The following is a 26479-nucleotide window of genomic DNA, read 5'->3' as shown; positions in this document are numbered from 1 at the left end:
GTTCGGCCGGCCGCGTCGCTCTGGTCAGGCGAGCAGGGAGGCCTTCAGGTGCCCTTTCCCGGCTTCCGCCTCGTCGATTTGGCGAAGCAGGTCGAGGGTGACCCGTGCGTCGGCTTCCTCGACGCGGGAAAGGGCGAAGCCGAGATGGACCAGGACCCACCGCCCGACCTGATCGGACAGGGCTTCGCCCGGTTCTGCGATGCAGGACAGGTCGACCTCCCGCCGTTCGCCCAGGATGTCGACGATGGCGAGCCTCCGCCCGGCATCGGCGATGGCGATGATCCTGGCCGGGACTCCAAGGCACATGGCAGGGCTCCTTGTCGCGGCGGTCACGCCACTTCCAGTTCCACAAGCGTCAGGTCATTGCCGCCGCGCGGGGTCAGGCGCAGGCCGCCGCAGGCCGGGCAGGGGGCGATCCGTGTCGGAACCTCCCTCTCGCCGGCGCAGTCCTCGCACCAGACCAAGCCGGGCGGCTGGTGGATGTCGACCGTCGCGCCGTCCGCCAGCGTGTCGCGTCTGATCACGTCGAAGGCGAAGCGAAGAGCGTCCGGATCGACGCAGGCGAACTGGCCCACCGCCAGCTTGATCCGTGTGACCCGATGGAAGGCGTGGCGCTGCGACGCCTCCTGCAGCATTTCCAGCAACCGTTCGCACAAGGAAAGCTCATGCATCGTCCTTCTCCGCTGTGAGATCCGGTGGTCCCGATCCGTGAAAGGCGCCGGTTCCGTGCTGGTCAGCGATGCACCGGAAGCCGGTGGCTTCGGGTCCTGGTCGGGAAACTCCGCGGCGGATCGACCATGCCCTGGGGCGTCATCGTTGGAAAACCGAGATGGCGGGTCGCTGGAAGGCCGCCCAAAAAGGCGGTTTGTTTGAGATTTTCCCAAGAAATATCACTGATCGATGAGTGTTGCAAACATAAAATAAGAAGTCGCCGCGGATTTTATTGAAGAAATTAGACTGATAATCAGTTTTTATGACGCAATAAGTCTGACCTATTCTGAGTTTCCCGTTGAATATTTGTGGTGAGCCGGAATGTCGCATGTCGCTGCGTGACGGTTGGGTGCAGAGTTGGACAGCGGACGCCGGTCCGGCCGTGCCGCCACAGCCAGAGTTTCGGCCACATCATGGAACACGCAACCACCTGTCCGGCCCCGCTCTCCACGCCGTTTTCCCCGGCTCGCCCGCTGTCCCACCAGGGATTCCGGCTGGTGCCGGCGACCGTCTGCACCGGATCGGGCATCGACCGGCGGGAGGAGAAGATCGTCGACGAGGTGCCCGTCGGGCTGCTGTACGCCGACGACCTCTTCGCCGTCATGCTGGCGACGCCCACCGACCTGGAGGATTTCGCCACCGGCTTCTCCCTCAGCGAAGGGATCGTCGGCAGCGCCGACGAATTGGCCGTCACCGCCATCGACGAGCTGACGGACGGAGTCCGCATCCGCATGCAGCTGCCGGTGGAACGGCTTGCCGCCCTGCTGCGCCGCAAGCGCAACCTGATGGGCGGTTCCGGTTGCGGCCGTTGCGGCACCGACAGTTTCGCGGAAACCCTGAGGCCGCTCGATCCGGTCCGTTCCACCGCCTGCTTCGCGCCGGACGCGATCCGCCGTGCCATGGCGGCCTTGCCGTCGGGGCAGAGCCTGAATCGGGAGACCGGGGCGGTCCATGCCGCCGGCTTTGCGCGTCCCGACGGCGAACTGGTGGCGGTGCGCGAGGACGTCGGCCGGCACAACGCGCTCGACAAGCTGATCGGGGCGCTGGCCCGCGCCCGCATCGACCCCACCGGCGGCTTCGTCGTGGTGTCGAGCCGCTGCTCCTTCGAGTTGGTCCACAAGACGGCCGCCGCCGGCATTCCGCTGATCGCGGCCATCTCCGCCCCGACTTCTCTGTGCCTGGGCTTCGCCGCGACGGTGGGGGTGGGGGTCGTCGCCTTCGTGCGCGAAAGCCGTCTCACGGTCTACGCCGTCCCGTCACGGGTCGCGACGCCCGCGTGAACCGCATCTGAATCAAAAAACACCGCGGGCTGGTTCATCGCCAGCCCGCGGTGTTTTTTTGGTCAATGGGTCGCCGCCGGCTGACCGATCGACGGCAGCGTCTTGCGCGGCGGCAGCGGGGTCAGGCCGCCGAGGCCCTTGCGGTAGATCAGCCAATAGATGCCGCCGACGAACACCGAGCCGCCGACGATGTTGCCCAGTGTGGCGAACAGCAGGTTGTGCAGGATGCCGCCCGGCGTGATCATCGACACGTCCAGCCCGGCCGGGACATGGCCCGTCACCTTCAGCAGATAGGCCAGCGGCAGGAAATACAGGTTGGCGATGCAGTGCTCGAAGCCGGCGGCAACGAAGGCGGCGACCGGCAGGGTCAGGGCGACGATCTTGTCGGTCACCGTGCGGCCGGCGTAGGCGAGCCACACCGCCAGGCAGACCAGCAGGTTGCACAGGATGCCCTTGAAGAAGATCGTCACGGCGTCCGGGGCGATCTTGCCGATGGCGAGCTTGAGCACCGCCGCGCCGACCGCGCCGTTGTTCATCTCGGTGTGGTGCGACAGGTAGATCAGGACGACGAGGCCGATCGCCCCGACGGCGTTGCCGATCCAGATCGTCGCCCAGTTGCGCAGGACCTGGGCCGTGCTGATCTGGCCGTTGGCCCGCGCCATCACGATCAGGCAGTTGCCGGTGAACAGCTCCGCCCCGCCGACCATGACCAGCGACAGGCCGAGCGAGAAGACCAGCCCGCCCAGCAGCCGCTGGACCGCGAAGCTGAGGGCGGGGTCGGCCAGCACGATGACGAAGAACATGCCGCCCAACCCGATGCCGCCGCCGGCGACCACCGCCAGCATGAAGCTGGGCAGGAACGGCATCGTCGCCTTCTTCACCCCCAGCTTTTCGACCTTGTCCTGGATCTCGGCGGGCGCATAGGCGTCCATGCCGAGAACCGGCGTGTCTTTCGATGCAAGATCCGCCATGGCGAAATTCCTTCACATGTCTTGAGTTGCCCCGAATACCGGATCAGCCCACCGTCTCGTAGGCCTCAAATCCCTCGCCGCGGACCAGCCGGTCGTGAACGGCCTCCACGGAGTGGCGGACGGTGCTGGTGACCGGCGCGAAGAAGCTGGTGTCCTCCGGCTGGATGCCCAGGAACAGGATCTCCGGCACGGTCTCGCGCAGGCTGTCGATCAGGAAGTTGAGCGGGATGGCGTGGGTGGTGACCATGAACTGCTCGGCGACGCTGTCCTGCTCGATCAGCCGGACCGCGCCCGGCGGCAGTTGCATGTCGGCGGCGTCGACGATCAACACCCGTCGCGGCGCCAGCGAGCGGACGTGGTGGGTGTGGTTCTCCGGGACATCCTCGCCGTCCACCACGGTCCAGCCGGGGGCGGGCTCCTCGTCGAGAAGCTGGGCCAGCAGCGGGCCGGCGCCGTCGTCGCCGCGCAGGACGTTCCCAACCGTGAACACGACATCGGTCATGACAGCCGTCTCCCCATCAGATAGATCGCCGGTTCGCGCCGGATGGCCTCCAGCGCCGCGCCCAGCCCGTCCAGCCACGCCGCCACATCGGGCGGGGCGGTCGGCCGCGCCGCCGCGATGGCCGCCAGCAGCGGCCGGGTGTGGGAGCTGTCCACGGTGATCTCGCCGAAGCGGAGCAGGCCGGACAGCTTGCGGTGTGCGTCCTCATGGTCCTTCAGCGTGTCCAGGACGCGGTCGAACAGCGCGGTGGTGCAGCGGAAGGCCGGCTTGAAGCAGTCGAAGACGCCGATGTGATGCCCGATGGCCAATGAATAATAGACCACCTGCCGGGCGTCCTCCGGAATGTCCTCCTTGCGCTCCAGCACCTTGGCGTTCAACTGGTAGAACACCACCTCGGGCTCCCGGCCGCGGCCGCTGCGCAGGCCGGGGATGGAGCCGGGATCGGCGTGCGCGATGGGGCTCATGACGCCTCTCCCCGGATGGTCCGCTGCACCACGTCGGCCAGCCGTCCGATGATCTCGGCGCGGCGCGGGTCGCGCTCCGCGGTGATGGCCGCCGTCATGCGGTCGGGCAGGGTCAAGGCGCCGGGGGCGTTCGCATGCCCTTCCAGCAGGGCCATGAACGCCTCCACGATGGTGCGGCCCTGGCGGTAGCCGGCCATGCGCCGCGCCTCGCGCTCCAGCCGGACCCGCAGCGCGTAGGGGATGTCGGGGTGGGGCAGGGCGGCGGCCTCGCCCGCGGCCTCGACGTGGGTTTCGGCCTTCAGCTTCTGCTCCAGCAGGCCCAGCGCCACGGCGAAGCCGTGGATGGTCGCGGCCGGCGTCGGCGGGCAGCCGGGGATGTAGACGTCCACCGGCACGATGTTGTCGGTGCCGCCCCAGACGCAGTAGAGGTCGTGGAAGATGCCGCCGGTGCAGCCGCAGGCGCCGTAGGAGACGACGATCTTCGGGTCGGGTGCCGCCTCGTAGGCGCGCAGCGCCGGCATCCGCATGGAGCGGGTCACCGCCCCGGTGAACAGCAGGATGTCTGCGTGGCGGGGCGAGGCCACCACCTTGATGCCGAAGCGTTCCGCGTCGAACACCGGGGTGATGGACGAGAAGATCTCGATCTCGCAGCCGTTGCAGCCGCCGCAATCGACGCGGTAGACGTAGGCGGAGCGCTGGATGTTCTTCAGCAGCGCCGTCTTCATCGTGGCGATCTGGTCGCTGGTGGAGACCGGCGACATCTCCGCCACCAGGGCGTTGGAAGCGAGTGGGGCGTTCATGGCGTGGTCTCCCGTTCCTTGACCGCGTGTTCGGATTCAGAATGCCCGGCGTCCATTTGCCGGGCGATCCCCATGCCGGCGATCTGCTGGACGTCCTGGGCGCGCTTGCAGGCCGGGCAGGTCGCGGCGGTCAGGCGCAGCCGCTCCGCCTCCTCGGCGCTGCGGGCACTTTGGCCCAGCAGGCGGGCGACATAATCGACCTCCTTGGCCGGGGCGAAGGGCGTGCCGCAGCAGGCGCAGCCGGCCAGCGTGAAGACGGCCTTGCGCGTCAGGTCGGCCTTGCTGCCCACCGCCAGCTCGAAATCGGCGGACAGGCGGATGGCGCCGGTCGGGCAGGATTCCTCGCAGCGGCCGCAAAAGACGCAGCGCCCGTAGTTGATCGACCAGGTGCGGCTGCCGGCGGCGGTGTCGGTTTCCATCTGGATGGCGTTGGCCGGGCAGGCGACGGTGCAGGCCGCGCAGGCGATGCAGTCCTCCGCCCGGTGTTCCGGCTTGCCGCGGAAGTCCTTGCAGACCTCCATCGGGGCGAAGGGGTACTTGACCGTCGCCTCGCCCGTGCGGAGGATTTCCTTGAGTAGCTTGAGCATTGGTCGCCCCCGTCACTTCAGCGGTGAGTCCGTGCGTTCGCGGCAGTAGCGCTCCATCTCCTTGTAGGCGATGGTCTTGGAGCGCTTCTTGCGGACGTCCACCACGGTCACGCGGTCGGTGCAGGAATAGCAGGGGTCGATGCTGCCCACGATCAGCGGGGCGTCCGACACCGTATTGCCGCGCAGCATGTAGCGCAGCACCGGCCAGTTGTTGTAGGTCGAGGCGCGGCAGCGCCAGCGGTAGAGCTTCTGGTTGTCGCCGGTCATCGACCAGTGGATGTCCTCGCCGCGCGGCGCCTCGGTGAAGCCGAGCGCGAACTTGTGCGGGACATAGGTGAAGTCCTCGTTCAGCACCGGGCCGGCCGGGGCCTTGTCGAGCAGCTGTTCGATGATCCACAGGCTGTCGAAGAACTCCGACACCCGCACCAGCGTGCGGGCCAGTACGTCGCAGCCCTGCTCCACATGGACCGGCATGTCGAGCAGCTTGTAGCCGGCGAAGGCATGGTCGGCGCGGGTGTCGCGGCGGTGGCCGCTGCCGCGCACCACCGGCCCGACCGGGCTGTAGTCGCGGGCGATCTGCGGGTCGAGCCGGCCGACGCCCTTGACGCGGCCGCTGACGTTGGCGGTGGACAGCAGCACCTCGACCAGCCGGGTCACGTCGTCGCGCAGCTCGGCGACCAGCTCGCGGGTCTTCGCCTGCTGGTCGCCCAGGATGTCGCGGCGCACGCCGCCGATCAGGTTCAGCGCGTAGGTCTTGCGGGCGCCGGTCAGCAGCTCCGCCAGCGTCATCGCCTTCTCGCGCACGCGGAAGAACTGCATGAAGCCGGTGTCGAAGCCGATGAAGTGGCAGACGAGGCCGAGGTTCAGCAGATGGCTGTGCATCCGCTCGGTCTCCAGCAGGATGGCGCGGATGGCCTGCGCCCGCGGCGGCACCGCGATGCCCAGCGCGTTCTCCACCGAGCTGGCGTAGGCGACGCTGTGGGCGTAGCCGCAGATGCCGCAGACGCGGTCGGCGAGGAAGGTGACGTCGTTGTAGCCCATCCGCGTCTCGGCCACCTTCTCCATGCCGCGGTGGACGTAGAACATGCGGTAATCGGCGTCGATGATGTCCTCGCCGTCGACGAACAGGCGGAAGTGGCCGGGCTCGTCGGAGGTGATGTGCAGCGGCCCCAGCGGGACGACGCGGGTCTCCTGCTTGGCCTCGTTGATGAATTGGTAGGTCTCGTCGTCGCTGGTCGGCGCCGGCCGCAGCCGGTAGTCCATCGAATCCTTGCGCAGCGGGTACAGCTCGTCCGGCCAGTCGTCGGGCAGGACGAGGCGGCGTTCGTCGGGCAGCCCGACCGGGCGCAGGCCGAACATGTCGCGCACCTCGCGCTCACCCCACACGCAGGCGGGCACCCGTGGGGTGACGGAGGGGAATTCCAGCGTGTCGGCGGGCACCTCGCAGCGCACCACCACATGGCACCGGTCGGCGCCCTCCATGGACAGGACATAGTAGACGGCGTAGGCGCCGTTCAGCGGCCGCTCGTCGTTGCCGACGACCACCGAGAGCCAGCCGTTGTGGTCGTAGTAGAGGCTGGCGACGACGTCGGGCAGCGACACCGGCTTGACCGTGATGGTCACCTGGGCGCTGGTCTGCCAGGACTCGTCGAGGATGGCGTGGGGCAGGCTCTCGCGCAGGGAGGCGATGGTGCCGCTCCCGACCCGTTCCGGAGTGAAGAGGTTCATTTGGAGATCTCCGTCTGCGAGAGGCTGCCGGTCACCAGAAGACCACCGGCGCGCACCGTGTCGTATTGTTGCCAGGGGGCCGCGACCACCGGGCGGCTGTCGCCGTTCATCACCACCGCGGTCGCCTGCTGGACCAGATCGGACAGCGGCTGCGGCACGGCGAAGCCCAGCGTCAGCACCAGCACCGCCAGGATGCCCAGCGGGGCCAGCGCCCTCCAGCCGACGTCACCCTTGGCCATCGTCTCCGGGCTCTTGCCCAGCACGCTGTCGGCGACGATTTTCACCAGCCCGGCGATGGTGATGCACAGGAAGAGCGCGACCAGCGCCATGACCCAGCCGTAGCCTTCGTTCAGCCCGGCCATGAAGACCATGAATTCGCTGACGAAGATGTTGAAGGGCGGGAAGCCGGCCAACGCCAGCGCGCAGGCCATCATCAGAAGGCCGGTGGCCGGGGCCGCCCGCAGCACGCCCTTCACGGCCCGCAGGTCGCGGGTGCCGTACTTCATCAGCACGTTGCCGGCGGTGCAGAAGAACAGGGCCTTGGTGACGCTGTGGTTGATGGCGTGCAGCAGCGCCGCCGCGATGCCGAGCGGCCCGCCGACGCCGAGCGCCACGACGATCAGCCCGACATTCTCGATGCTGGAATAGGCCAGCTTGCGCTTCAGGTCCTGCTGCACGAAGAACAGCAGCGACGACACGCCGACCGACAGCACGCCCAGCGTCAGCAGCAGCATCTGCGGAAAGCCGACGCCCACCGTGCCGACGGTGATGACGTAGAAGCGGATGACGATCAGCAGCGCGCATTTCAGAAGCACGCCCGACAGCAGGCCGGACACCGGGCTCGGCGCCTCGGAATGGGCGTCGGGCAGCCAGGCGTGCATCGGGAAGATGCCGGCCTTGGTGCCGAAGCCGATCAGGGCGAAGACGAAGGCCAGCTTGACCAGCATCGGGTCCAGCTCGCCGGCGTGGCCGACCAGCGCCGTCCACAGCACCGCCTGGTGCGGGTCGGCCAGCACGTCGGCGGCGTTGGAAAAGACCAGCACCGTGCCGTAGAGGCCGAAGGCGACGCCGACCGTGCAGATGACGACGTATTTCCAGGCGGCTTCCAGCGAGGACTTCTGCCCGTACAGCCCGACGAGGAAGGCGGAGCCGAGAGTCGTCGCCTCGATCGCCGCCCACATCATGATGATGTTGTTGGCGGTGACCGCCAGCAGCATGGTGAACAGGAACAGGCTGAAGAAGCCGTAGTAGACCCGGACCTTGCCGGCGTCGATCAGGCCGGCCTCCAGGTCGTGCCGGATGTAGGCGATGGAGTAGAGGCCGGTCAGCAGGCCGACCACGCCGATCAGCATCATGAAGACGGCGCCGAGCGCGTCGACGAACAGCCAGTCGCCGAAGGCGGCGATGGCGCCGTTCGACAGCACCTGGACCAGCGCCGCGGCACTCAGCAGGAAGACATAGCCGATGGAGCCCAGATGGATGCGCTCCAGCAGCGCCACGCTGCCATGGTCGGTCGCCAGGGTCTCGGGCAGGGATTCCCTGAACCAGGGCAGGGTCAGCAGGAACACCGCCTCCGCCAGCGGACCGATCAGGAGGAGGGGGGGAAGGATCGAGGGTACCATGGCGGTCATCCCTTCAGACTCGTGAGCTGGCGCGCGTCGAGCGTGTGCAGCGTGTCGAAGATCCGCGACCCCAGCGCCGCCATCACCACCACCGCGAAGATGGCGTCGGTGGCGATGCCGATCTCCACCAGCTCCGGCGCGTTGGGGGCCAGCAGGGCCAGGGTCAGGTGCGACCCGTTCTCCATCAGGCAATAGCCGAACACCTGCTTCAGGATGTTCCGCTGCGCCACGATGCAGCCGAGCCCGATGAAGAAGAGGGCGAGCGATACCGCCAGCGCCGGCTTGATGGCGTCGGCCGCCGGCAGCGTCACCTTGGACGCGACGCCGAAGCACAGGATGACGGTGACCGCGGCTCCGACGATGGACAACGCCGTCGGCATCACCGCCCCCGACCCGATGGCCGGATCGCTGAGCCGGCGGAAGGTCCGATACATGATCGCCGGGACCAGGATCACCTTGGTCAGCAGCGCGGTGAAGGACCAGAGATACAGCTCGCCCGACCCGGTGGCCCCCGCCAGCGCCACGAACAGCATCACCAGGATGAAGCTCTGCAGCGCGTAGAAGCGGGCGGAGTTGGCCGGGTTTCCGGCGAGCGTGACCAGAAGGGAGCTGACGATCAGCAGGCCCGACAGGCCGTTGACGATGAGAAATCCGTTCATGACCGTTCCCCCCTCAACCGAGCCACGAGGCGGCGATGGAGCTTGAGACCACCGTCATCACCACCAGGGCGACCAGCACGAACTTCATGCCGGCCGGCAGCGGGGCCGCCGCGGCCATGGTGGTGGACGGCTTGCCGGGCACCGAATGGCCCAGCCATTTCAGGAACCAGGCGAAGGAGCCAACCGATTCCGCCAGCGCGATGACGACCAGCAGCAGCAGCGCCCAATGCTGCGCCCCGACCTCGAACCCGCCGGCGAAGATGGCGAACTTGCTGAAGAAGCCGTTGAAGGGCGGCACGCCGGTGATCGCCAGAGCGGCGCAGACGAAGGCGACGCCGAGCAGCGGCGACTTGGTGACGATGCCGCGCAGCGACGGCAGCAGGCGGGTGCCGGCGGTGTAGCTGAGCGCGCCGGCCACCAGGAAGAACAGCGTCTTGGCGAAGGCGTGGTTGAAGATGTGCGCGATGGCGCCCTTGAAGGCGAGGTCGGAGCCGAAGACCGACAGCGACAGCGCCAGCAGGATGTAGGCGAGCTGCGTGATGGTCGAATAGGCGAGCAGGCGCTTGAGGTCGACCTGCGGCAGGTACATGAAGAAGCCGTAGACCAGCGTCAGCACCGCCATGATCGAACCGACCCAGCCGACGATCTCCGGCGCCCCGCCGGACGACATCAGCCCGCGGGCGAAGATGTAGACGCCGACCTTCACCATGGAGGCCGCGTGCAGGTAGGCGCTGACCGGGGTCGGCGCCTCCATGGCGTCGGGCAGCCACATGTGGAAGGGAAGCTGGGCCGACTTGCCCCAGGCGGCGACCAGGATCGCCAGCAGGACCACCGCCTTCATCCCCGGCGCCAGATCGGCGATGGCGGAGAGCGCGAAGGTGCCGGTCGACAGGAACAGCAGCGCCGCCGCGACATAGAGGCCGAGCGAGGCGACATGGGTGACCAGCAGCGCCTTGGCCGCCGAGCGCAGCGCCTTGGGCGACTCGTAATAGCCGATCAGCGCCCAGGAGCAGGCGCCCGTCAGCTCGAAGAAGGCGAGCTGACCGATGATGGTGGAGCTGAAGACCAGCCCGGTCATCGCGCCGATGAACACCAGCAGAAAGGCGTAGAAACGCCGCCGGCCGATGTCGGGGTGCTCGCGGTTGCCGGCATTTAGATAGGCGGCGGAATAGACCGCCACCAGCAGGCCGATGGCGATCACCGCCAGCGCGATCAGGACGCTGACGCTGTCCACCACCAGCCCGAGGATCGAGACCGGTCCGAAGGAGATCAGCTCGTAGGTGCCGCCGATCTTGCCGTCGCCGAGCAGCGACATCGCGAGGATGGCGATCACCGCGACGGTGGCGGCGGCGAAGCCCTGGCACAGCCATTTGGCCGAGGCCCGTTTCGATGCGGCGATCACCGCCGCACCGCCGAAGGGGACAAGGATGGCGGCCAGCGCCAACAGCCCGAGCGGTTCCGTGGGGAGTGTTATCATGATGCTGCCCCTCGCCGGCTCACAGGCCGACCAGATAGAAGACGAAGGCGAGCGAGGCGGCGCCGACCCCGACCCAGCTGTGCTGGGGAGTCAGGCGGAAGCGGACGCGCGCGACGCTGTTCTCGACCACGCCGACCGCGGCGAAGATCAGGACCAGCTTGATGGCGAAGGCGACCAGCCCGAACAGCAGCCCGAAGACCGTCATCTCGGGCGCGCTGCCGAAGGGCAGGAAGACGCCGACGAACCAGGCGACGACGACCGTCTGCTTCAGCGCCATCGCCCATTTGATCAGCGCCAGCGACGGGCCGGAATATTCGGTCAGCGGGCCTTCCTGAAGCTCCTGTTCGGCTTCCGCCATGTCGTAGGGCAGCTTGCCCAGCTCGATGTAGATGGCGTAGGCGAAGGACAGGGCGGCGATCACCGTCGCGGTGGCCGACCGCACATGGCCGTCGGCGATGGCGGTGCCGATGGCGCCGAGGTTGGTCGAGCCGGCCAGCAGCGCCGCCACGAACAGCGACAGCAGCATCACCGGCTCCACCAGCACGCCCATGGTCAGCTCGCGGCTGCCGCCGATGCCGGAGAAGGAGCTGCCGCTGTCGATGCCGGACAGCGAGAAGAAGAAGCGGGCCAGCGCGAACAGATAGATGACCGTGATCAGGTCGCCGATGGGCGCCACCGGCGTGAAGCGGGTCAGCATCGGGATGCCCATGGCGATGACCAGCACCGTCGTCAGCATCACCGCCGGCATCGCGCGGAAGGCGAAGCCGCTGTTCGGCGGGGTCAGATCCTGGCGGGTCAGCAGCTTGGCGATGTCGCGGTAGTCCTGCAGCAGGCCCGGCCCGTGGCGGGTGTGCAGCTTTGCCCGGACCATGCGCGACAGGCCGGAGACCAGCGGTGCCGCGGCGAGCAGGAGGAGCGCCTGGAACAGCCCCAGGATGACGTGTGAGAAGGTCAGCATGGCGTCCTCCCGTCAGACGGCCAGCGCCAGCAGCGCGATCAGCGCCGCGACGATGTAGAGGCAGTAGATCCGGAAATCGCCGCCCTGGATGGCCTGCAGCCGCTTGCCGCCCGCGTCGACCACGCCGACGATCGGGGCGATGACGCTCCGGTCGGCCAGCGGTTCGGTGCGGCGCGCCAGCGTGACCACCCGCTCGAAGCCGAGCGCGATGCCGGTCCAGCGCCCGGCGATCACGCGGCGCATGGTGTAGAGCGGGGCGAAGAACATGCGGATCGGCTGGGCGAAGCTGCCGGCGGTGGCGGGCATGTGATGGTCCGGCAGATAGCCGGCCGCCCAGGGGGCCGCCACCTTGCGGTCGCCGCCGCGCTTGGCCGCGAAGGCCGCCTTCAGGCCGATCGGCAGGAAAGCCATGGCGATCAGCAGGATGGCGATCAGCGGGGTGGAGAGTGTGGCTTGCTGCGCGTCACCCGGCAGCAGGGTGGCGCCGACCGCCAGCGTGACCGGAGCCGCGCCGATGGTCGCCGCCGCGATGCGGCCCATCACCGGCGCCACCAGCGGAGCCAGCAGGCCGAGCGCCACGCAGGCGACGGCCAGCACCGTCATGCCGGCGACCATGGCGGCCGGCGCCTCGCGCGCCTCCTCGGCCTTGCGGCTGCGCGGGGCACCGGCGAACATGATGCCGTAGGCCTTGACGAAGCACATCACCGCCAGCGCGCCGGTCAGCGCCAGCATGACGGCGGCGATGGGGGCGGCGAACGCCACCAGCGGGGTGCCCTCCAGCGCCGCGGCGAACAGCGCCTGGTAGGTGTACCATTCCGACACGAAGCCGTTCAGCGGCGGGATCGCCGAGATGGCCAGCGCGCCGACCAGGAAGGACAGGGCGGTCCAGGGCATGGTGCGGGCCAGCCCGCCCATCTCCTCCATGTCCTTGCTGTGCATGCGGAAGATGACCGAGCCGGCGCCCAGGAACAGCAGCCCCTTGAACACCGCATGGTTCAGCAGGTGGTAGAGGCCGGCCATCAGGCCGAGCACCGCCAGCACCGGCTGGTGCATCGCCATGCCGATCATGCCGGTGCCGACGCCCAGCAGGATGATCCCGATGTTCTCGACCGAGTGGTAGGCCAGCAGCTTCTTGATGTCGTGCTCGGCCAGGGCGTAGACGACGCCCAGCACCGAGGACACCGCGCCGAAGGCCAGCACCAGCAGGCCCCAGCCGAGCATTGCCGGCCCGGCGCTGGCGGCCAGCAGGTCGATGCCGACCTTGACGATGCCGAAGACGCCGATCTTGATCATCACGCCCGACATCAGCGCCGAGGCGTGCGAAGGGGCGGCCGGATGGGCGCGCGGCAGCCAGATGTGCAGCGGGATCATGCCGGCCTTGGCGCCGAAGCCGGCGAAGGCCAGAAGGAAGGCCACGCTGTCCAGCGGGGCCGGCAGCGGATGGGCGCGAAAGGCGGCGAAATCGAAGCTGCCGGCCTGGTTCGCCATCAGGAAGAAGGCGGCCATGATCAGCACCGAGCCGCCATGGGCGACCAGGAAGTAGAGGAAGCCGGCGCCCACCGCCTCGTCGTCCTGGTCGAAGATGACCAGGAAGTAGGAGGCCAGCGACATCATCTCGAAGAAGATGAGGAACCAGAAGGCGTTGTCGGCCACCACCACCAGCATCATCGAGGCGATGAAGGCGTTCATGAAGAAGCTCATCGCCCCGACTCCCCGCCCGGCGTATTCGCGCACATAGGCGAAGCCGTAGATCCAGGCGACCAGCGACAGCAGCGAGATGACTGCGATCATCAGGCCGGCCAGCGGGTCGAGCCGCAGCACGAAATGGGCGAAGGGGTAGGGGCCGGCGGCGTCGAGCACGGCCGGCTGGCCGGCGCCGATGGCCGTCAGCCCGGCGCCGAGCCCGGCCAGCGCCGCGGTGACGCCGACGGCGCTGCCGCCAAGACGGATGTCCCCCTCCCGACGCTTCAGGAGGAGGCAGAGGATGCCGCCGCCGCAGGACAGCAGCAGCGACATGATAAGCAGGGAGAGTGGAATCATGGGTCCAGCCCCTCCAGCGAGGCGAGCGGCGTTTCAAGGCTGACCGGCGTCGAGCTGACGGCCATCGCGGCCAGCGTGCGCTTGACGGCGGCCGCCTGGCGGGTGGCATCGGCGTCTGCCGCGTAAAGGGCGGCGGTCGGGCACACGCGCACGCAGGCCGGCCCGTCGCCGGAAAAGGCGCAGAGATCGCATTTCACCGCCACGCTGCGGACGCCGATCTCCCAGGCCAGCAGCGGATCGAGCGCCGCCGAGTGGCGTGGCGTGGCGGCGGCGATGCCGGCGACCCCGGCGATGCCGGTGCCGCTGGGCGTGATGGCGCCGAAGGGGCAGGCCAGCGCGCACATCTTGCAGCCGATGCAGGCCTGCTCGTCCAGCAGGATGGCGTCGGCGCCATGGGTGATGGCGTTGACCGGACAGACGCGGGCGCAGGGCGCGTCCTCGCACTGGTGGCAGAGGACGGGCCCGGTGTCGTCGCCGGTGCGCATGACGGCCAGCCGGGGATGCGCCTGCAGCCCCTGCTTTTTATGGGACTCGGTGCAGGCCGCCATGCAGGTGTTGCACCCGATGCACTTTCTCGGTTCCGCGATAACGAAGCGATTCATGTCCAGACCTCCGGCTTCCCGGGCGGGTGCGTCGAATCGGCCAATCAGGATCTGTTTTGAAAGTCCTGATAAGAAAACCTGATCGACCAATAAGAAGACAGTATTGGCTCGCGCACGCCCCCGCAGCCGCCTGTTGTCACGGACGGTGTGGCAGAAGGAGAGCCATCTGTTGCGAATCTTTGTCAGAGCAACGGTGATTCATAATCGCCATCGTTGACTTCAATACGCTATTCCCCTGGATGGCGCGATGTCAACTGGACACGCAAAAAAAGTAGGTATAAGGTGTGCGACACAAAGACGGGAAGTTCGAAGACGTTTTGATTGTCGAATGGCCTCCCGTTAATTCCGATAAATGAGAGAAGATACTCGATAGGATCGGCTTATCGGCGTCGATTACTTTTAAAGATCGGTCGATAAGCGATTTCAATCGGTCGCAAAGCCACCGGCGCCGGATGCGGCCAACCGGCGCGCAACACCAGGGACCAGTGAAGCGATGCCGGGGCGGGGCCGTTCGACGGCCCCCTCCGGCTGCCAACGAGGACGACGGGAATGAACAGATTCGTCACTGCCAACCCGAGCAAATGCATCGGTTGCCGCACATGCGAGGTCGCCTGTGCGCTTGCCCATTCCGATGGCGCCGGCGTCGAAGGGCTGGCGCCGGACACCTTCAAGCCGCGCATCCGCATGGTGAGGACGGCCGACGTCAGCACCGCGGTGATGTGCCACCATTGCGAGGACGCACCCTGCGTCAACGCCTGCCCGAACAACGCCATCGTCTACCGCCAGCACAGCGTGCAGGTGGAGCAGGAGCGTTGCCTGGGCTGCAAGAACTGCGTGCTGGCCTGCCCGTTCGGCGTCATGGACGTGGTGACGGTGCCGGCGGTCCGGCAGTTCGCCGGCATGGCGCTGAGCCTGGGCGTCAAGGCGCAGGCGCACAAATGCGACCTGTGCGTCGGCCGCGACGCCGGCCCGGCCTGCGTGTCGGTCTGCCCCACCAGCGCCCTGACCCTGATGGACCGGGAGGCGATGGACGAGACCCTGCGCCGCCGGCGCGAGCGCGCCGCCCAGGAAGCCGCCGAAGTCGCGGCCTGACCCTCCTTCACCACCCCCATCACCGCGGCCGGCGCACAGCCGGCACAATCGAGCGAACATCGAGGTCGAGATGGAAAAGCATATGGCGGTCTGCCCCTACTGCGGTACGGGCTGCAAACTGAATCTGCTGGTCGAGGGCGGGAAGGTCGTCGGTGCCGAACCCTTGAACGGCGTCACCAACGAGGGAGAACTCTGCCTCAAGGGCTATTTCGGCTACGACTTCATCAACGACACCAAGATCCTGACGCCGCGCCTGCGCAACCCGATGCTGCGCCGCAGCCGCGACGCGGCCTTCGAGGCGGTGTCGTGGGATGAGGCGATCCAATACGCCGCGACGAAGCTCAGCGAAATCAAGGCCAAATACGGCCCCGACTCGATCATGACCACCGGCTCGTCGCGCGGCACCGGCAACGAGACCAACTATGTGATGCAGAAATTCACCCGTGCGGTTCTCGGCACCAACAACGTCGACAACTGCGCGCGCGTCTGCCACGGCCCGTCGGTCGCAGGCCTGCAGGTGACGCTGGGCAACGGCGCCATGAGCAACTCGATCCCCGAGATCGAGCACACCAAATGCGTCCTGGTCTTCGGCTACAACGTCGCCGACAGCCATCCGGTGATCGCCAAGCGCATCATCAAGGCCAAGGAGCGCGGCGCCAAGATCATCGTCTGCGACCCGCGCAAGATCGAGACGGCGCGTCTGGCCGATCTTTGGCTGCCGCTGAACAACGGCTCCAACATGGCGCTGGTCAACGCCTTCGCCAACGTCCTGATCAACGAAGGGCTCTACAACAAGGAGTATGTCGCCAACCACACCGAGGGCTTCGACGAGTACAAGAAGATCGTCGACACATACACCCCCGAATACGCCGAGGCGATCACCGGCCTGCCCGCCGAGGACATCCGCGAGGCGATGCGCATCTACGCCGCCGCACCCTCCGCCACCATCCTCTGGGGCATGGGCGTCACCCAATGGGGCCAGGGCGTCGATGTGGTGAAGGGCCTGTCGGGGCTGGCGCTGTTGACCGGCAATCTTGGCCGTCCGAACGTCGGCGTCGGCCCGGTGCGCGGCCAGAACAACGTGCAGGGCAGCTGCGACATGGGCGTGCTGCCGACCGAGTTCCCCGGCTATCAGAAGGTCACCGACCCGGAGGTGCGCGCGAAGTTCGCCAAGGCCTGGGGCGTCGAGTCGCTGCCCGACCAGATCGGCCACCGCCTGACCGACGTGCCGCATCTGGCGGAGACCGGCAAGCTGAAGGCCATGTACGTGATGGGGGAGGACCCCGCCCAGACCGAGCCGGACCTGGCGCTGGTGCGCAAGGGGTTCGAGGCGATGGAGTTCGTCATCGTCCAGGACATCTTCATGACGAAGACGGCGATGTTCGCCGACCTGATCCTGCCGGCGACCTCCTGGGGCGAGCATGAGGGCGTGTTCAGCGCCGCCGACCGCAGCTTCCAGCGCTTCACCAAGGCGGTGGACGCCAAGGGCGACGTCAAGCACGACTGGGAGATCATCAGCCTGCTCGCCACGGCGATGGGCTATCCCATGCATTACAACAACACCAAGGAGATCTGGGACGAGCTGCGCGAGCTGTGCCCGATCTTCTACGGTGTGACCTACGAGAAGATGGAGGGGCTGGGCGCCGTGCCGTGGCCGTGCCGCGACGTCGGCTCGCCGGGCTCCAAGTATCTCTACGAGGGCAACGTCTTCCAGCGGCCGGGCGGCAAGGGCCTGCTGTTCGCCACCGAATGGCGTCCGCCGCGGGACCAGCTGACCGAGGAGTTCCCGCTGATCCTCTGCACGGTGCGCGAGGTCGGCCACTACTCCTGCCGCTCGATGACCGGCAACTGCGCCGCCCTGCAGACGCTGGCCGACGAGCCCGGCTACGTCACCATCAACCCGAAGGACGCCAAGGCCCTGGGCATCCGCGACCAGGAGCTGGTCTGGGTGTCGTCGCGCCGCGGCAAGGTGATCAGCCGGGCCAGCGTGACCGACCGCACCAACAAGGGGGCCGTCTACATGACCTACCAGTGGTGGATCGGCGCCTGCAACGAACTGACCATCCACGCCGTCGATCCCATCGCCAAGACGCCGGAATACAAATACGCCGCCGTCCGTGTGGAGGCCATCGCCGATCAGGTCTGGGCCGAGAATTACGTCCAGCAGGAATACGCGAAGCTGAAGGGCGGCCTCAGCAACGCGGTGACCCGTGCGACGAAGAAGGCTCCGGCCTACGCCTGACCGCGGGGGACCGATCGCCCCGCCTTTCCTTTCGGGGACGGGCGGGGCGATCCCCGGCTTTTACGGGAGCCAGCCCATGCATGAGATCGCTCTTTGCCAATCCCTGCTGGAGCAGGCGATGAAGGCGCGGGAGGCCGCTCCCTTCGGCCGGGTGGTCCGCGTCAGCCTGTCGGTCGGTCGGCAAAGCCGGGTGCAGCCCGACGCCTTGCGCCACGCCTTCGACCTGCTCAGCCGCGACACCTTCCTGGAGGGGGCCGAGCTGCGGATCGACCAGCCGCCGGGCGAGGCGTTTCGGCTGGTCGAGATGGAGGTGTCGTGAGGGTGATGATTCGTACGCCTACGATGCGTCGCATTGCCGCTGCGGCAACCCGCGGAGAGGCGCGAACAGGTGATGCGTATCAATGATATTGCTCGGGTCGTGATTGATAATTTCCCGATCCACGCTGCGGCAATCGTGGGGAAGGAGGCCCGGCATGCAGGAAAAGCTCGAATTTCTGATCGCGCTGGCCACGGAAAAGCACTTCGGCCGCGCGGCTCAGGTCTGTGGGGTGTCGCAGCCGAATCTGTCCGCCGCGATCAAGCAGTTGGAAACGACCCTGGGCGTGCCGCTGGTCGATCGCGGCGCACGCTTCATCGGCTTCACCGCCGAGGGGGAGCGGGTGCTGGACTGGGCGCGGCGCATCGTCGGCGACTACAAGGCGATGCGCGCCGATGTCGAGATGATGAAACAGGGCTTGACGGGCACGCTGCGGCTGGTGGTGGTGCCGACGGCGCTGCCGATGGTCCAGCGGCTGACCGCCACCGTCTGGTCGATGCACCCCGGCATCAAGATCACCATCGCCTCCCACAGCTCCACCGAGATCCTGTCCAAGCTGGAGAATCTGGAGGCGGAGGCCGGGATCACCTACCTCGACAACGAACCGCTCGGCAACGTGGACGAGGTGCCGCTCTACTATGAACGCTACCATCTGATCACGGCGGCCGACGGCCCGTTCGGCGCGCGTGACAGCGTCACCTGGGAGGAGGCGGCGACCTTGCCGCTCTGCCTGCTGAACACCACCATGCAGAACCGGCGGATCATCGACCGCGCCTTCGCCGAAGCGGGGGTTCATGCCGAACCGATGCTCGAATCGAATTCCATCATCGTGCTGACCAATCATCTCTGCACCGGCATGTGGTCGACGATCATGCCGCGGATCATGGCGGATTCGCTGCTGTTGCCCCCCACCATCCGTGCCATTCCCATCGTGGCGCCGGAACTGTCGACCCTGATCGGTCTCGTGGTCTCCCGGCGCGATCCGCAACCGCCGCTGACCGCGGCGCTGATTGCCGACGCACGCCGCCTCGCTCCCGAGATGGCAACGGCCGCCTAGGTTTAATCGATTAAACGCGCCAGTTCGTCGTCGATCCTCGAGATCTCGAGGAGCAGTTTCGCGCGGCGCGCCTCCAGGTCCGCGCGCCGCGTGGCGGCCGAGGAGGGCGGCGTTCTCACGGACTTCCAGAACGCGCGGATTTCGGACTGCCGGACGTCCGGGCGCAGCAGACCGCGCTCCTCCGCCTGCCGGCGTTCGGAATCGGTGAGCCGGGCCAGCATGTAGACGGTGCCGTAGCCGGTCGCCGCCATTTCCAAAGGAACCACCTCGTCCCGAATCGCCCGGTAGGCGCTCATAAGCTGGGATCGGGCCGATTTCCCGAAACGCCGGTTCAACCCTTCGGCCAGCGCGGCGCGCTCGTCCTCGCCCAGGCGGCTTTCCGCGAGCGACAACAGTTCCCCGATGCGCAGGAAACGTTGCTGCGCGTCCTCCCACAGCTCCGCGATCCGGGTCAGGAACTCGTCCACCGTCCGGGGAATGCGGCCTTCGGGAAGGGGAGGGAAGACGTCGCCGGTCAGCGCGACCGGTTCCGGCGGGGGCGGCTCGACCGGCGGCGCGGCCTCGGCCATCACGGTGGTGAGGTAGGCCGACATCGCCAGGGAGGGCGGCGGCTCCTTCGGCTTGCGCAAGCGCGGCTTGCGCGCCACCTCGACGTCCTTTCCGGCGACCTTTCCCTCGCGCTTAGCCACGGAAGGTCTCCAGCAGAGCCAAGGCCTCCGCGCCGATCGCCTCGATGTCGTCCGACATGGCGGAATAGGGCGCCGGCTTCTGCGCGAAGCTGGCGTGGTTGATCGACGCCTTCAGCCCCAGGTCCGCCTTCAGCGTCGGGATCGACAAACCTTCAAGCTGCCTGCGCGCGACCTGGTCGACGCTCGCGCGACGGTCGATCTGCGAGAGCACGGCGGCGGCCGGAATGAACGCCTTGGGGGAAAAGCGCCGGGCCTTGGTGATGGCGTTGACCACATGCTGGTACGTCCGGAACGCCTCCACCACGTCCTTGGCATCGGCCTTGGTCGGGATCAGCACCAGCGACGAGATGTCGATCGCGTTGACCAGCGCCGTGCTGTTGGCGCCCGGCACGTCGATCAGCAGGAAGTCGTTGCCGGCCGACACCTCATTGGCCACCTGCACCAGATCGTCGGCTTGAACCACCCGGAACTCCGTCCTCCCGGTGGCGGACAGCCAGCCGCTCAGGTTCTTGTTCGGATCGGCATCGATGCAGAACACCGACGCGCCGCGGCGCCTGAGGAATTCGGCAAATGCGTTGACGAGCGTCGTCTTGCCGACGCCGCCCTTGCTGCTGCCCACGGTGATGATTTGGCCCATTGCAACCCCTGCCGGATTCGCCGGACAGGCCGGCGGCACCTCAACCGCTCAGAAAACGGAGCTTGATGACGTCTTTGGGCGAAAGGTGCGCGATGGGGGAAGGGCCGTCAAGATGCGGACTCGAGCGACCGGCCGTTTGTCCCCACACCATCACGCGGTGAGGTCTCGTCCCAATCGGCGGGCGCCGCCGTGGAGGTGGTCATCACCTGGGTCGGGTTTTGGACGGGAACTTGGGCCGGGCCTGGGCCTGTGGGCCACCGGCTGCGGCCAAGGCATCGACGATCCCACGGAGACGATCCCACGGACTTCACGTCGATCCATCACGCGGGGCTTGCCATCGGTGACGAAAAATCGGTTCGGCAGACCTGGACGCGCGCTGTGGACAAGAGGCGGAGCCTCTGCGGGATTTCCCTTAGGGAAGCGCCGGATGGTCGCCTCCGGCGGGATCCATGATACTGCCTGTCGCACGACTAAGATGGCGCAACCGTTCTGCTGCGGTTTCCCCCATGGGCATTTGCGTGAGGCAGGCATGGCTTTGCCGGTGGGACGCGGAGTGTGCGCCCGATCCCGGCAGTCAACCGCGTGAGGACGCGCCGGGTGGGGTCCCGGATGGATCGAAGGGAGGCCGAACGACCCACTTTCGAGACGGCGCCGTCAGGCGGGCCGGCTGCGGCGTCGCCCGGGCGTCGCTGCACATCGACGACGCTGCGTAATCCGGTATCCCGGCTCCGGCGCACGTTCGTCCGTTCAACCTCGTCGCATCCGTACACATGGGAGTCCATGGTGGCATACTCGGAAATCTTCGGGAAAACGCGACGCGCCTGGGACGCCTTGACGTTCTACCAGCGGTTCGAGCAGATCGTCTGCCTGATCCTGACGTTTCTGATCGCCATCATCATCGCCGCCGCCCTCTGGCACCTCACGGTGCGGATCGTCCTGTTGGTCCTCCTCGACGCTGTGGATCCGGCCAACCAAGCGGTCTTCCAGAACGTCTTCGGCATGATCATGACGGTGCTCATCGCGCTGGAGTTCAAACACTCCCTGCTGGGCATCCTGGAACGCCGGCGGAGCGTCATCCAACTCCGGACCGTCGTCCTGATCGCGCTTCTGGCGCTGGTGCGCAAGTTCATCATCATCGATGCCACGAAGACCGAACCGGCCACTTTGATGGGGCTGGCCATGGCCGTGCTGGCGCTGGGCGGGGTATACTGGATGGTGCGCGAGCGGGATCCCCGGGAAAGCGAAGCCGATGCCGGCGATTCCGAACCGGCATCGCGGTTCCCGGGTGAATGATCTTGGCCTGCTCGCCGGACTGGGGGAGTTCGTTCCCCTCTTGGGGCCGATCGCTTCGGCGATTCCGGCCCTGCCGGTCGCCTCGTCCTTGGGGCTGGGCACGACGCTCTATGGTCTGGGGCTGTACGGTCTCGCGCAGCAGATCGAGAGCAATGTGGTAACGTTGTTGGTCGCGCGGAAACTGATCTCCATCCCGCCCCCGCTCACCCTGTTCGCCATCGTCGCCATGGCGCTGGCCTTCGGGGCGCTGGGCTTGCTGCCGGCCTCGCCGCTGACGGTGGTCCTCTTCGTGTTGGTCCGCAAGCTCTACGTCCAAGTCGATGGCGAAACGGGCCGCCGCGGTTCACGGGGCTTCGCCATTCAGCGCTCAAGATGGTGAGGGCATCGGGCGTTCCAAAACGCTTCATGTAGGGACCCAGCCCAAGATTAAGAAACTCCTCCGGACAGTCGATGGCGAATGACGGAAAGTTGATGACCGTCAAGGCGGCAAAATGATGCAGGGGTATAATCAGCCTCGCATATGCCCCATCGATCGTTGACACGTGAGCTTTTGACTGTGTCGGGGCTGGTTCGCGCGAACCGTGGCGGCCCTTTTACCCCCAATGGGCCAAATCAAGCAGATGGCGGAGGAGAGCATGAGGGGCGATAGCGACGTCAAGCGGGATGTGGAATTCGAACTCCGCTGGACCCCGGCCCTCGATCCGACGGACATCGGGTGGCGGTGAAGAACGGTGTCGTCGCGCTGACCGGTTTCGTCCGCAGCTACCTCAGAGAAGTTCGAAGCCGAGAAGGCGGTGAAGCGCGTGTCTGGCGTCGTTGGGGTGGCGAACGATCTCGAGGTGCGCATTCCCAGCGGCGAGGAGCGGCCGGATCCCGAGATCGCGCGCGACGCCGTCGCGGCGATCAAGAACTGGCTGCCGCTGTCCTGGGTGACGCTGGAAGGCACGGTCGAATGGAACTATCGATCGTCATCAGTCCGTGAGAGGAGGCTGCGATGGGCACGACTTTCGGCGCAGACAATGCCTTTCCCAATTCCGAGTCCGCGAAGTCCGGGGCAATGAACGCCATGCTGGCCCGGAACTGGTGGGTGATGGCGTTGCGCGGCGTGTGCGCTGTCCTGTTCGGCCTGATCGCGCTGCTGCTTCCGGGTGTCACGATCGCTTCCCTCGTTCTGCTTTTCGCCTCCTACATGCTGGTCGACGGCGTCTTCGCCATCGTCGCCGGCGTGCGCGCGGCGACCCGCCGCGAGCGATGGTGGCCCTTTATCCTCGAAGGGGTGATCGACCTCGCGGCTGGGGTGGTCGCCGCGGTCGCGCCGATCGCCACCATCCTCGCCTTCGTCTGGCTCAGCGGCGCCTGGGCGGTCGTTTCGGGTGTGATGATGATCGCCGCCGCCATCCGCCTGCGGACGTCGCACGGCAAGTGGTGGCTGGGCTTCGGCGGCTTGGTGTCCATCGTCTGGGGCATCCTGCTCTTCGTGGCGCCGATCGAGGGCGCGGTGGTCATGATGTGGTGGCTCGGCGCCTACGCGCTCGTCTTCGGCGGTGCGCTGATCGTGTTGGCGTTCCGGCTCAGAAGACACCGGAACGAGCCGCGGGGAGCGGTGCCACAAGGAGCCTGAGAGAGCCCGAGAGAGGTCCGATCCCCACCCATTCCATACCCGGCCCCATTCCATACCCGGCCCCATCCCATACCCGGCCAAGGCGGCGCACCCATGAACCCTGACCCGAGACGCACCGATCCCATGCCAGACGAGCCCCCGGTGGACCGTGTCGACGAGGCGTCCGCCGAGTCCTTCCCCGCGAGCGACCCGCCGGCCTGGACTCCCGTTCGTGGCGAACGGGGGGCCGTTCCCGAAGCCGAAGGCACCAGCAAAAACAGGGACGGCAAAAACAGGGACGGCAACGATGGGGGCGGGGGTGATGCGGTCCCGCCGCTCGAAGGCGAGGTGTCCCACCTCAAGGACCGGCTTCTGCGCGCGCTGGCGGAGCAGGAAAACATGCGGCGCCGGGCCGAGCGGGACCGTGAGGAGGCCGTGCGATTCGCCGCCTCGGGGTTCGCGCGGGACTTGCTGCCGACGGCTGACAATCTGCGCCGCGCCATCGAGAGCGTGCCGATGGAGTTCGCCGCGGCCGAAATGTGGGTCCAGAACCTTATGGCCGGCCTCGTGGCGACCGAGAAGGCGCTGCTCGACGCCTTTGAGAAGCACGGCATCCTCCGGATCGATCCGGTCCCCGGCGAGCCGTTTGATCCCCATCGCCATCAAGCGATGTTCGAAGTGGGGAACAGCGGGCTGCCGGCTGGCACCGTGGCGCAGGTCCTGCAACCCGGTTACGCCCAGCACGAGCGCCTGTTGCGCCCCGCGCTGGTCGGTGTCGCCGCGGACGGCACCGCGCCATCCGATCAACGCACCTGATTGGAGGGAAGCATGACGGGCTTCAGACCGCTGCACGACCGTATCCTGCTCAAGCGCGTCGCGGCGGAGGAAAAGACCCCAGGTGGCATCATCATCCCCGACATCGCCAAGGAGAAGCCGGTCGAGGGCGAGGTGCCGGCCGGTGCCGGCCATCGGCCCGGGTACCGTGATCGCGTCGGCGATGCCATGCAGCCACCAAAGCCGCCGTCGAGGAGGGCATCGTGGCTGGAGGCGGTGTGGCGCTGCTCCACGTCACAAGGGTGTTGGCCACAAGGGTGCTGGACGGGCTGAAGCCGGAGAAGAAGGAGCCGATGCCCGCCATGCCGGGCGGCGGCATGGGCGGTATGGGCGGCATGGATTTCTGACAACCGGGACAGAACACGCCGGAGGGCGACATGGCAAAAGTCATCGGAATCGATCTCGGCACCACGAACTCGTGCGTCGCCGTCATGGAGGGCGGCCAGGCCAAGGTCATCGAGAACGCCGAGGGGATGCGGACCACGCCGTCCATCGTGGCGTTCGCCAGGGAAGGCGAAGTCCTCGTCGGCACGCCGGCGAAGCGGCAGGCGGTCACCAACCCCGAAAACACCATCTTCGCGATCAAGCGCCTGATCGGCCGCCGCTACGACGACCCGATCACGGAGAAGGACAAGGCCCTCGTCCCCTATAAGATCGTGCCGGGGGACAACGGCGACGCCTGGGTCGAGGCGCAGGGCAAGAGATTCAGCCCGAGCCAGATCAGCGCGTTCATCCTGACGAAGATGAAGGAGACCGCGGAAGCCTACCTCGGCGAGAAGGCAACCCAGGCGGTCATCACGGTGCCCGCCTACTTCAACGACAGTCAACGCCAAGCGACCAAGGACGCCGGTCGGATCGCCGGACTCGAGGTGCTGCGCATCATCAACGAACCGACCGCCGCCGCGCTGACCTACGGCCTCGAGAAGAAGGGCCAGGGCAAGGTGGCGGTGTACGACCTGGGCGGCGGTACCTTCGACATTTCCATTCTCGACATCGGCGAGGGCGTTTTCGAGGTCAGGGCCACCAACGGCGATACGTTCCTCGGCGGCGAGGATTTCGACAAACGCATCATCGACTATCTGGCCGACGAGTTCAAAAAGGAGCAGGGCATCGACCTGCGCAGCGATCGGTTGGCGCTCCAGCGCCTCAAGGAAGCCGCGGAGAAGGCGAAGATCGAGCTCAGTTCGACGGTGCAGACCGACGTCAACCTGCCCTTCATCACCGCCGATCAGCATGGGCCCAAGCACCTCAACGTCAAGCTCACCCGGGCCAAGCTGGAAGCCCTGGTCGACGATCTCGTGCAGCGCACCATCGAGCCTTGCCGGGCGGCGCTCAAGGACGCCGGCCTCAAGGCCGCGGACATCGCCGAGGTGATCCTGGTCGGCGGCATGACCCGCATGCCGAAGGTGCAGGAGGTCGTCAAGGACTTCTTCGGCAAGGAACCGCACAAGGGCGTCAACCCGGACGAAGTCGTCGCCATCGGCGCCGCCATCCAGGCGGGCGTGCTCCAGGGCGAGGTGAAGGACGTCCTGCTGCTCGACGTGACGCCGCTGTCGCTCGGCCTGGAAACGCTGGGCGGCGTGATGACGAAGCTCATCGACCGCAACACGACCATCCCGACGAAGAAGAGCCAGGTCTTTTCGACCGCCGAGGACAACCAGACCGCGGTGACCATCCGCGTCTTCCAGGGCGAGCGCGAGATGGCGGCGGACAACAAGCTGCTCGGCCAGTTCGACCTGGTCGGCATACCGCCGGCCCCGCGCGGCGTGCCGCAGATCGAGGTGACCTTCGACATCGACGCCAACGGAATCGTCTCGGTGACCGCCAAGGACAAGGCCACCGGCAAGGAGCAGCAGATCCGCATCCAGGCCTCGGGCGGTCTGTCGGACGCCGACATCCAGCGGATGGTCAAGGATGCCGAGGCGCACGCCGAGGAGGACAAGAGGCGGCGGGAGTTGGTCGATGCCCGCAACCAGGCGGACGCTGCGATCTACACGGCCGAGAAGCAGTTGCAGGAGCACGGCAGCCGGGTGGGCGAGACGGAGCGCAAGCCCGTGGAAGACGCCCTGAACGCCCTGCGCGAGGCGGTCGGTGGCGACGACATCGACCGCATCCGGCAGCGGATCGATACGCTCTCGCAGGCGCTCACGCGCTTCGGCGAGACGATCCACCGGGCCGCCGACACCGGCACGCGCAGCGCAGCGGAGCAGGCCGCCGCCGCCAATGCCGGCCCGTCCGGTGGCGGGAGTGAAGGCGTCGTCGATGCCGAGTTCGAGGAAGTGGACGACCAGAATCGGCAGCGCGGCTGAGTGCCACGG

General features: G+C 67.2%; 27 protein-coding genes. 11 read left to right on the top strand and 16 right to left on the bottom strand.

From position 1 onward, the window contains the following. Positions 1–24: 24 nt before the first annotated feature. Together ACFPMG_RS15750 and hypA are read right to left on the bottom strand one after the other, a co-directional pair. The gene (locus tag ACFPMG_RS15750; RefSeq protein ID WP_376996049.1) at positions 25–306 is read right to left on the bottom strand and encodes a HypC/HybG/HupF family hydrogenase formation chaperone; all 282 of its coding nucleotides are present in this window, start codon (positions 304–306) and stop codon (positions 25–27) included. Positions 307–329: 23 nt separating this feature from the next. After that, on the bottom strand, positions 330–671 hold the full coding sequence (hypA, locus tag ACFPMG_RS15745; protein WP_376996048.1) for a hydrogenase maturation nickel metallochaperone HypA: 342 nt from the start codon (positions 669–671) through the stop codon (positions 330–332). Positions 672–1124: 453 nt separating this feature from the next. On the opposite strand from hypA, the gene fdhD reads away from it, so the two are divergent. After that, a complete protein-coding gene (fdhD, locus tag ACFPMG_RS15740) occupies positions 1125–1991 on the top strand; it encodes a formate dehydrogenase accessory sulfurtransferase FdhD (RefSeq protein WP_376996047.1) in 867 nt (288 codons plus the stop codon). A gap of 62 nt (positions 1992–2053) precedes the next feature. On the opposite strand, the gene ACFPMG_RS15735 is transcribed toward fdhD, so the two are convergent. From ACFPMG_RS15735 to ACFPMG_RS15680, 12 genes are read right to left on the bottom strand one after another with little or no spacing between them, the layout of a single operon-like run. After that, complete coding sequence (locus ACFPMG_RS15735; protein ID WP_376996046.1) at positions 2054–2962, bottom strand: formate/nitrite transporter family protein; 909 nt, start codon at positions 2960–2962, stop codon at positions 2054–2056. A 43-nt stretch (positions 2963–3005) separates the two neighbouring features. Beyond that, entirely contained in the window at positions 3006–3464 is a 459-nt protein-coding gene (hycI, locus tag ACFPMG_RS15730) for a hydrogenase maturation peptidase HycI (protein ID WP_040136076.1), read from the bottom strand. Continuing rightward, on the bottom strand, positions 3461–3928 hold the full coding sequence (locus ACFPMG_RS15725; RefSeq protein WP_376996045.1) for a formate hydrogenlyase maturation HycH family protein: 468 nt from the start codon (positions 3926–3928) through the stop codon (positions 3461–3463). Before ACFPMG_RS15725 ends, hycI begins: the two co-directional genes overlap by 4 nt. Then, complete coding sequence (locus ACFPMG_RS15720; RefSeq protein ID WP_376996044.1) at positions 3925–4728, bottom strand: NADH-quinone oxidoreductase subunit B family protein; 804 nt, start codon at positions 4726–4728, stop codon at positions 3925–3927. Before ACFPMG_RS15720 ends, ACFPMG_RS15725 begins: the two co-directional genes overlap by 4 nt. Further along, the gene (locus ACFPMG_RS15715) at positions 4725–5315 is read right to left on the bottom strand and encodes a formate hydrogenlyase complex iron-sulfur subunit (protein ID WP_376996043.1); all 591 of its coding nucleotides are present in this window, start codon (positions 5313–5315) and stop codon (positions 4725–4727) included. Before ACFPMG_RS15715 ends, ACFPMG_RS15720 begins: the two co-directional genes overlap by 4 nt. 12 nt (positions 5316–5327) lie before the next feature. Beyond that, positions 5328–7043 carry a hydrogenase large subunit gene (locus ACFPMG_RS15710; protein WP_376996042.1) on the bottom strand — a complete coding sequence of 572 codons (1716 nt, stop codon included), beginning with the start codon at positions 7041–7043 and terminating at the stop codon, positions 5328–5330. After that, positions 7040–8665 carry a hydrogenase 4 subunit F gene (locus ACFPMG_RS15705; RefSeq protein WP_376996041.1) on the bottom strand — a complete coding sequence of 542 codons (1626 nt, stop codon included), beginning with the start codon at positions 8663–8665 and terminating at the stop codon, positions 7040–7042. The genes ACFPMG_RS15710 and ACFPMG_RS15705 overlap by 4 nt, the downstream gene beginning before the upstream one ends. Positions 8666–8670: 5 nt before the next feature. Next, entirely contained in the window at positions 8671–9324 is a 654-nt protein-coding gene (gene hyfE / locus ACFPMG_RS15700; protein WP_376996040.1) for a hydrogenase 4 membrane subunit, read from the bottom strand. Positions 9325–9337: 13 nt separating this feature from the next. Then, positions 9338–10801, bottom strand: a complete 1464-nt coding sequence (locus ACFPMG_RS15695) for a hydrogenase 4 subunit D (RefSeq protein ID WP_376996039.1) — start codon at positions 10799–10801, stop codon at positions 9338–9340. A gap of 19 nt (positions 10802–10820) precedes the next feature. Next, positions 10821–11759, bottom strand: coding sequence for a respiratory chain complex I subunit 1 family protein (locus ACFPMG_RS15690; RefSeq protein WP_376996038.1), 939 nt, complete (start codon positions 11757–11759; stop codon positions 10821–10823). A gap of 12 nt (positions 11760–11771) precedes the next feature. Beyond that, positions 11772–13799 (bottom strand): hydrogenase 4 subunit B, encoded by a 2028-nt coding sequence (gene hyfB, locus ACFPMG_RS15685; RefSeq protein WP_376996037.1) that lies wholly within the window; start codon positions 13797–13799, stop codon positions 11772–11774. After that, positions 13796–14401 (bottom strand): 4Fe-4S dicluster domain-containing protein, encoded by a 606-nt coding sequence (locus ACFPMG_RS15680; protein WP_376996036.1) that lies wholly within the window; start codon positions 14399–14401, stop codon positions 13796–13798. Before ACFPMG_RS15680 ends, hyfB begins: the two co-directional genes overlap by 4 nt. A gap of 549 nt (positions 14402–14950) precedes the next feature. Between ACFPMG_RS15680 and ACFPMG_RS15675 the strand changes: the two genes are divergently transcribed. The 4 genes from ACFPMG_RS15675 (at position 14951) to ACFPMG_RS15660 (ending at position 19108) form a co-directional block, all read left to right on the top strand. Further along, entirely contained in the window at positions 14951–15493 is a 543-nt protein-coding gene (locus ACFPMG_RS15675) for a 4Fe-4S dicluster domain-containing protein (RefSeq protein ID WP_040136092.1), read from the top strand. 70 nt (positions 15494–15563) lie between these two features. Next, positions 15564–17735, top strand: coding sequence for a formate dehydrogenase subunit alpha (fdhF, locus tag ACFPMG_RS15670; RefSeq protein WP_376996034.1), 2172 nt, complete (start codon positions 15564–15566; stop codon positions 17733–17735). A gap of 76 nt (positions 17736–17811) precedes the next feature. Next, positions 17812–18054: a hydrogenase maturation nickel metallochaperone HypA/HybF gene (locus ACFPMG_RS15665; protein ID WP_376996032.1), complete on the top strand. Its 243-nt coding sequence runs from the start codon at positions 17812–17814 to the stop codon at positions 18052–18054. A gap of 154 nt (positions 18055–18208) precedes the next feature. After that, positions 18209–19108 (top strand): LysR family transcriptional regulator, encoded by a 900-nt coding sequence (locus ACFPMG_RS15660; RefSeq protein WP_376996031.1) that lies wholly within the window; start codon positions 18209–18211, stop codon positions 19106–19108. A gap of 2 nt (positions 19109–19110) precedes the next feature. On the opposite strand, the gene ACFPMG_RS15655 is transcribed toward ACFPMG_RS15660, so the two are convergent. After that, positions 19111–19797 (bottom strand): hypothetical protein, encoded by a 687-nt coding sequence (locus ACFPMG_RS15655; protein WP_376996030.1) that lies wholly within the window; start codon positions 19795–19797, stop codon positions 19111–19113. Next, positions 19790–20434, bottom strand: a complete 645-nt coding sequence (locus tag ACFPMG_RS15650; protein ID WP_376996029.1) for a ParA family protein — start codon at positions 20432–20434, stop codon at positions 19790–19792. The genes ACFPMG_RS15655 and ACFPMG_RS15650 overlap by 8 nt, the downstream gene beginning before the upstream one ends. A 609-nt stretch (positions 20435–21043) precedes the next feature. On the opposite strand from ACFPMG_RS15650, the gene ACFPMG_RS15645 reads away from it, so the two are divergent. From ACFPMG_RS15645 to dnaK, 6 genes are all read left to right on the top strand, one after another. Further along, positions 21044–21727 carry a phosphate-starvation-inducible PsiE family protein gene (locus ACFPMG_RS15645; RefSeq protein WP_417281704.1) on the top strand — a complete coding sequence of 228 codons (684 nt, stop codon included), beginning with the start codon at positions 21044–21046 and terminating at the stop codon, positions 21725–21727. Continuing rightward, positions 21684–22106 (top strand): AI-2E family transporter, encoded by a 423-nt coding sequence (locus tag ACFPMG_RS15640; protein ID WP_376996028.1) that lies wholly within the window; start codon positions 21684–21686, stop codon positions 22104–22106. The genes ACFPMG_RS15645 and ACFPMG_RS15640 overlap by 44 nt, the downstream gene beginning before the upstream one ends. Before the next feature lie 615 nt (positions 22107–22721). Beyond that, a complete protein-coding gene (locus ACFPMG_RS15635) occupies positions 22722–23348 on the top strand; it encodes an HdeD family acid-resistance protein (RefSeq protein WP_376996027.1) in 627 nt (208 codons plus the stop codon). 141 nt (positions 23349–23489) lie between these two features. After that, positions 23490–24143: a nucleotide exchange factor GrpE gene (locus ACFPMG_RS15630; RefSeq protein ID WP_376996026.1), complete on the top strand. Its 654-nt coding sequence runs from the start codon at positions 23490–23492 to the stop codon at positions 24141–24143. Between the two features lie 12 nt (positions 24144–24155). Further along, complete coding sequence (locus tag ACFPMG_RS15625; protein WP_376996025.1) at positions 24156–24434, top strand: hypothetical protein; 279 nt, start codon at positions 24156–24158, stop codon at positions 24432–24434. A gap of 104 nt (positions 24435–24538) precedes the next feature. Next, positions 24539–26470, top strand: coding sequence for a molecular chaperone DnaK (gene dnaK / locus ACFPMG_RS15620; RefSeq protein ID WP_376996023.1), 1932 nt, complete (start codon positions 24539–24541; stop codon positions 26468–26470). Positions 26471–26479 lie beyond the last annotated feature (9 nt).

This window comes from Azospirillum himalayense (genome assembly GCF_042657465.1).
Taxonomy (GTDB): domain Bacteria; phylum Pseudomonadota; class Alphaproteobacteria; order Azospirillales; family Azospirillaceae; genus Azospirillum; species Azospirillum himalayense.
This window is presented reverse-complemented; position numbering and strand designations above follow the sequence as displayed.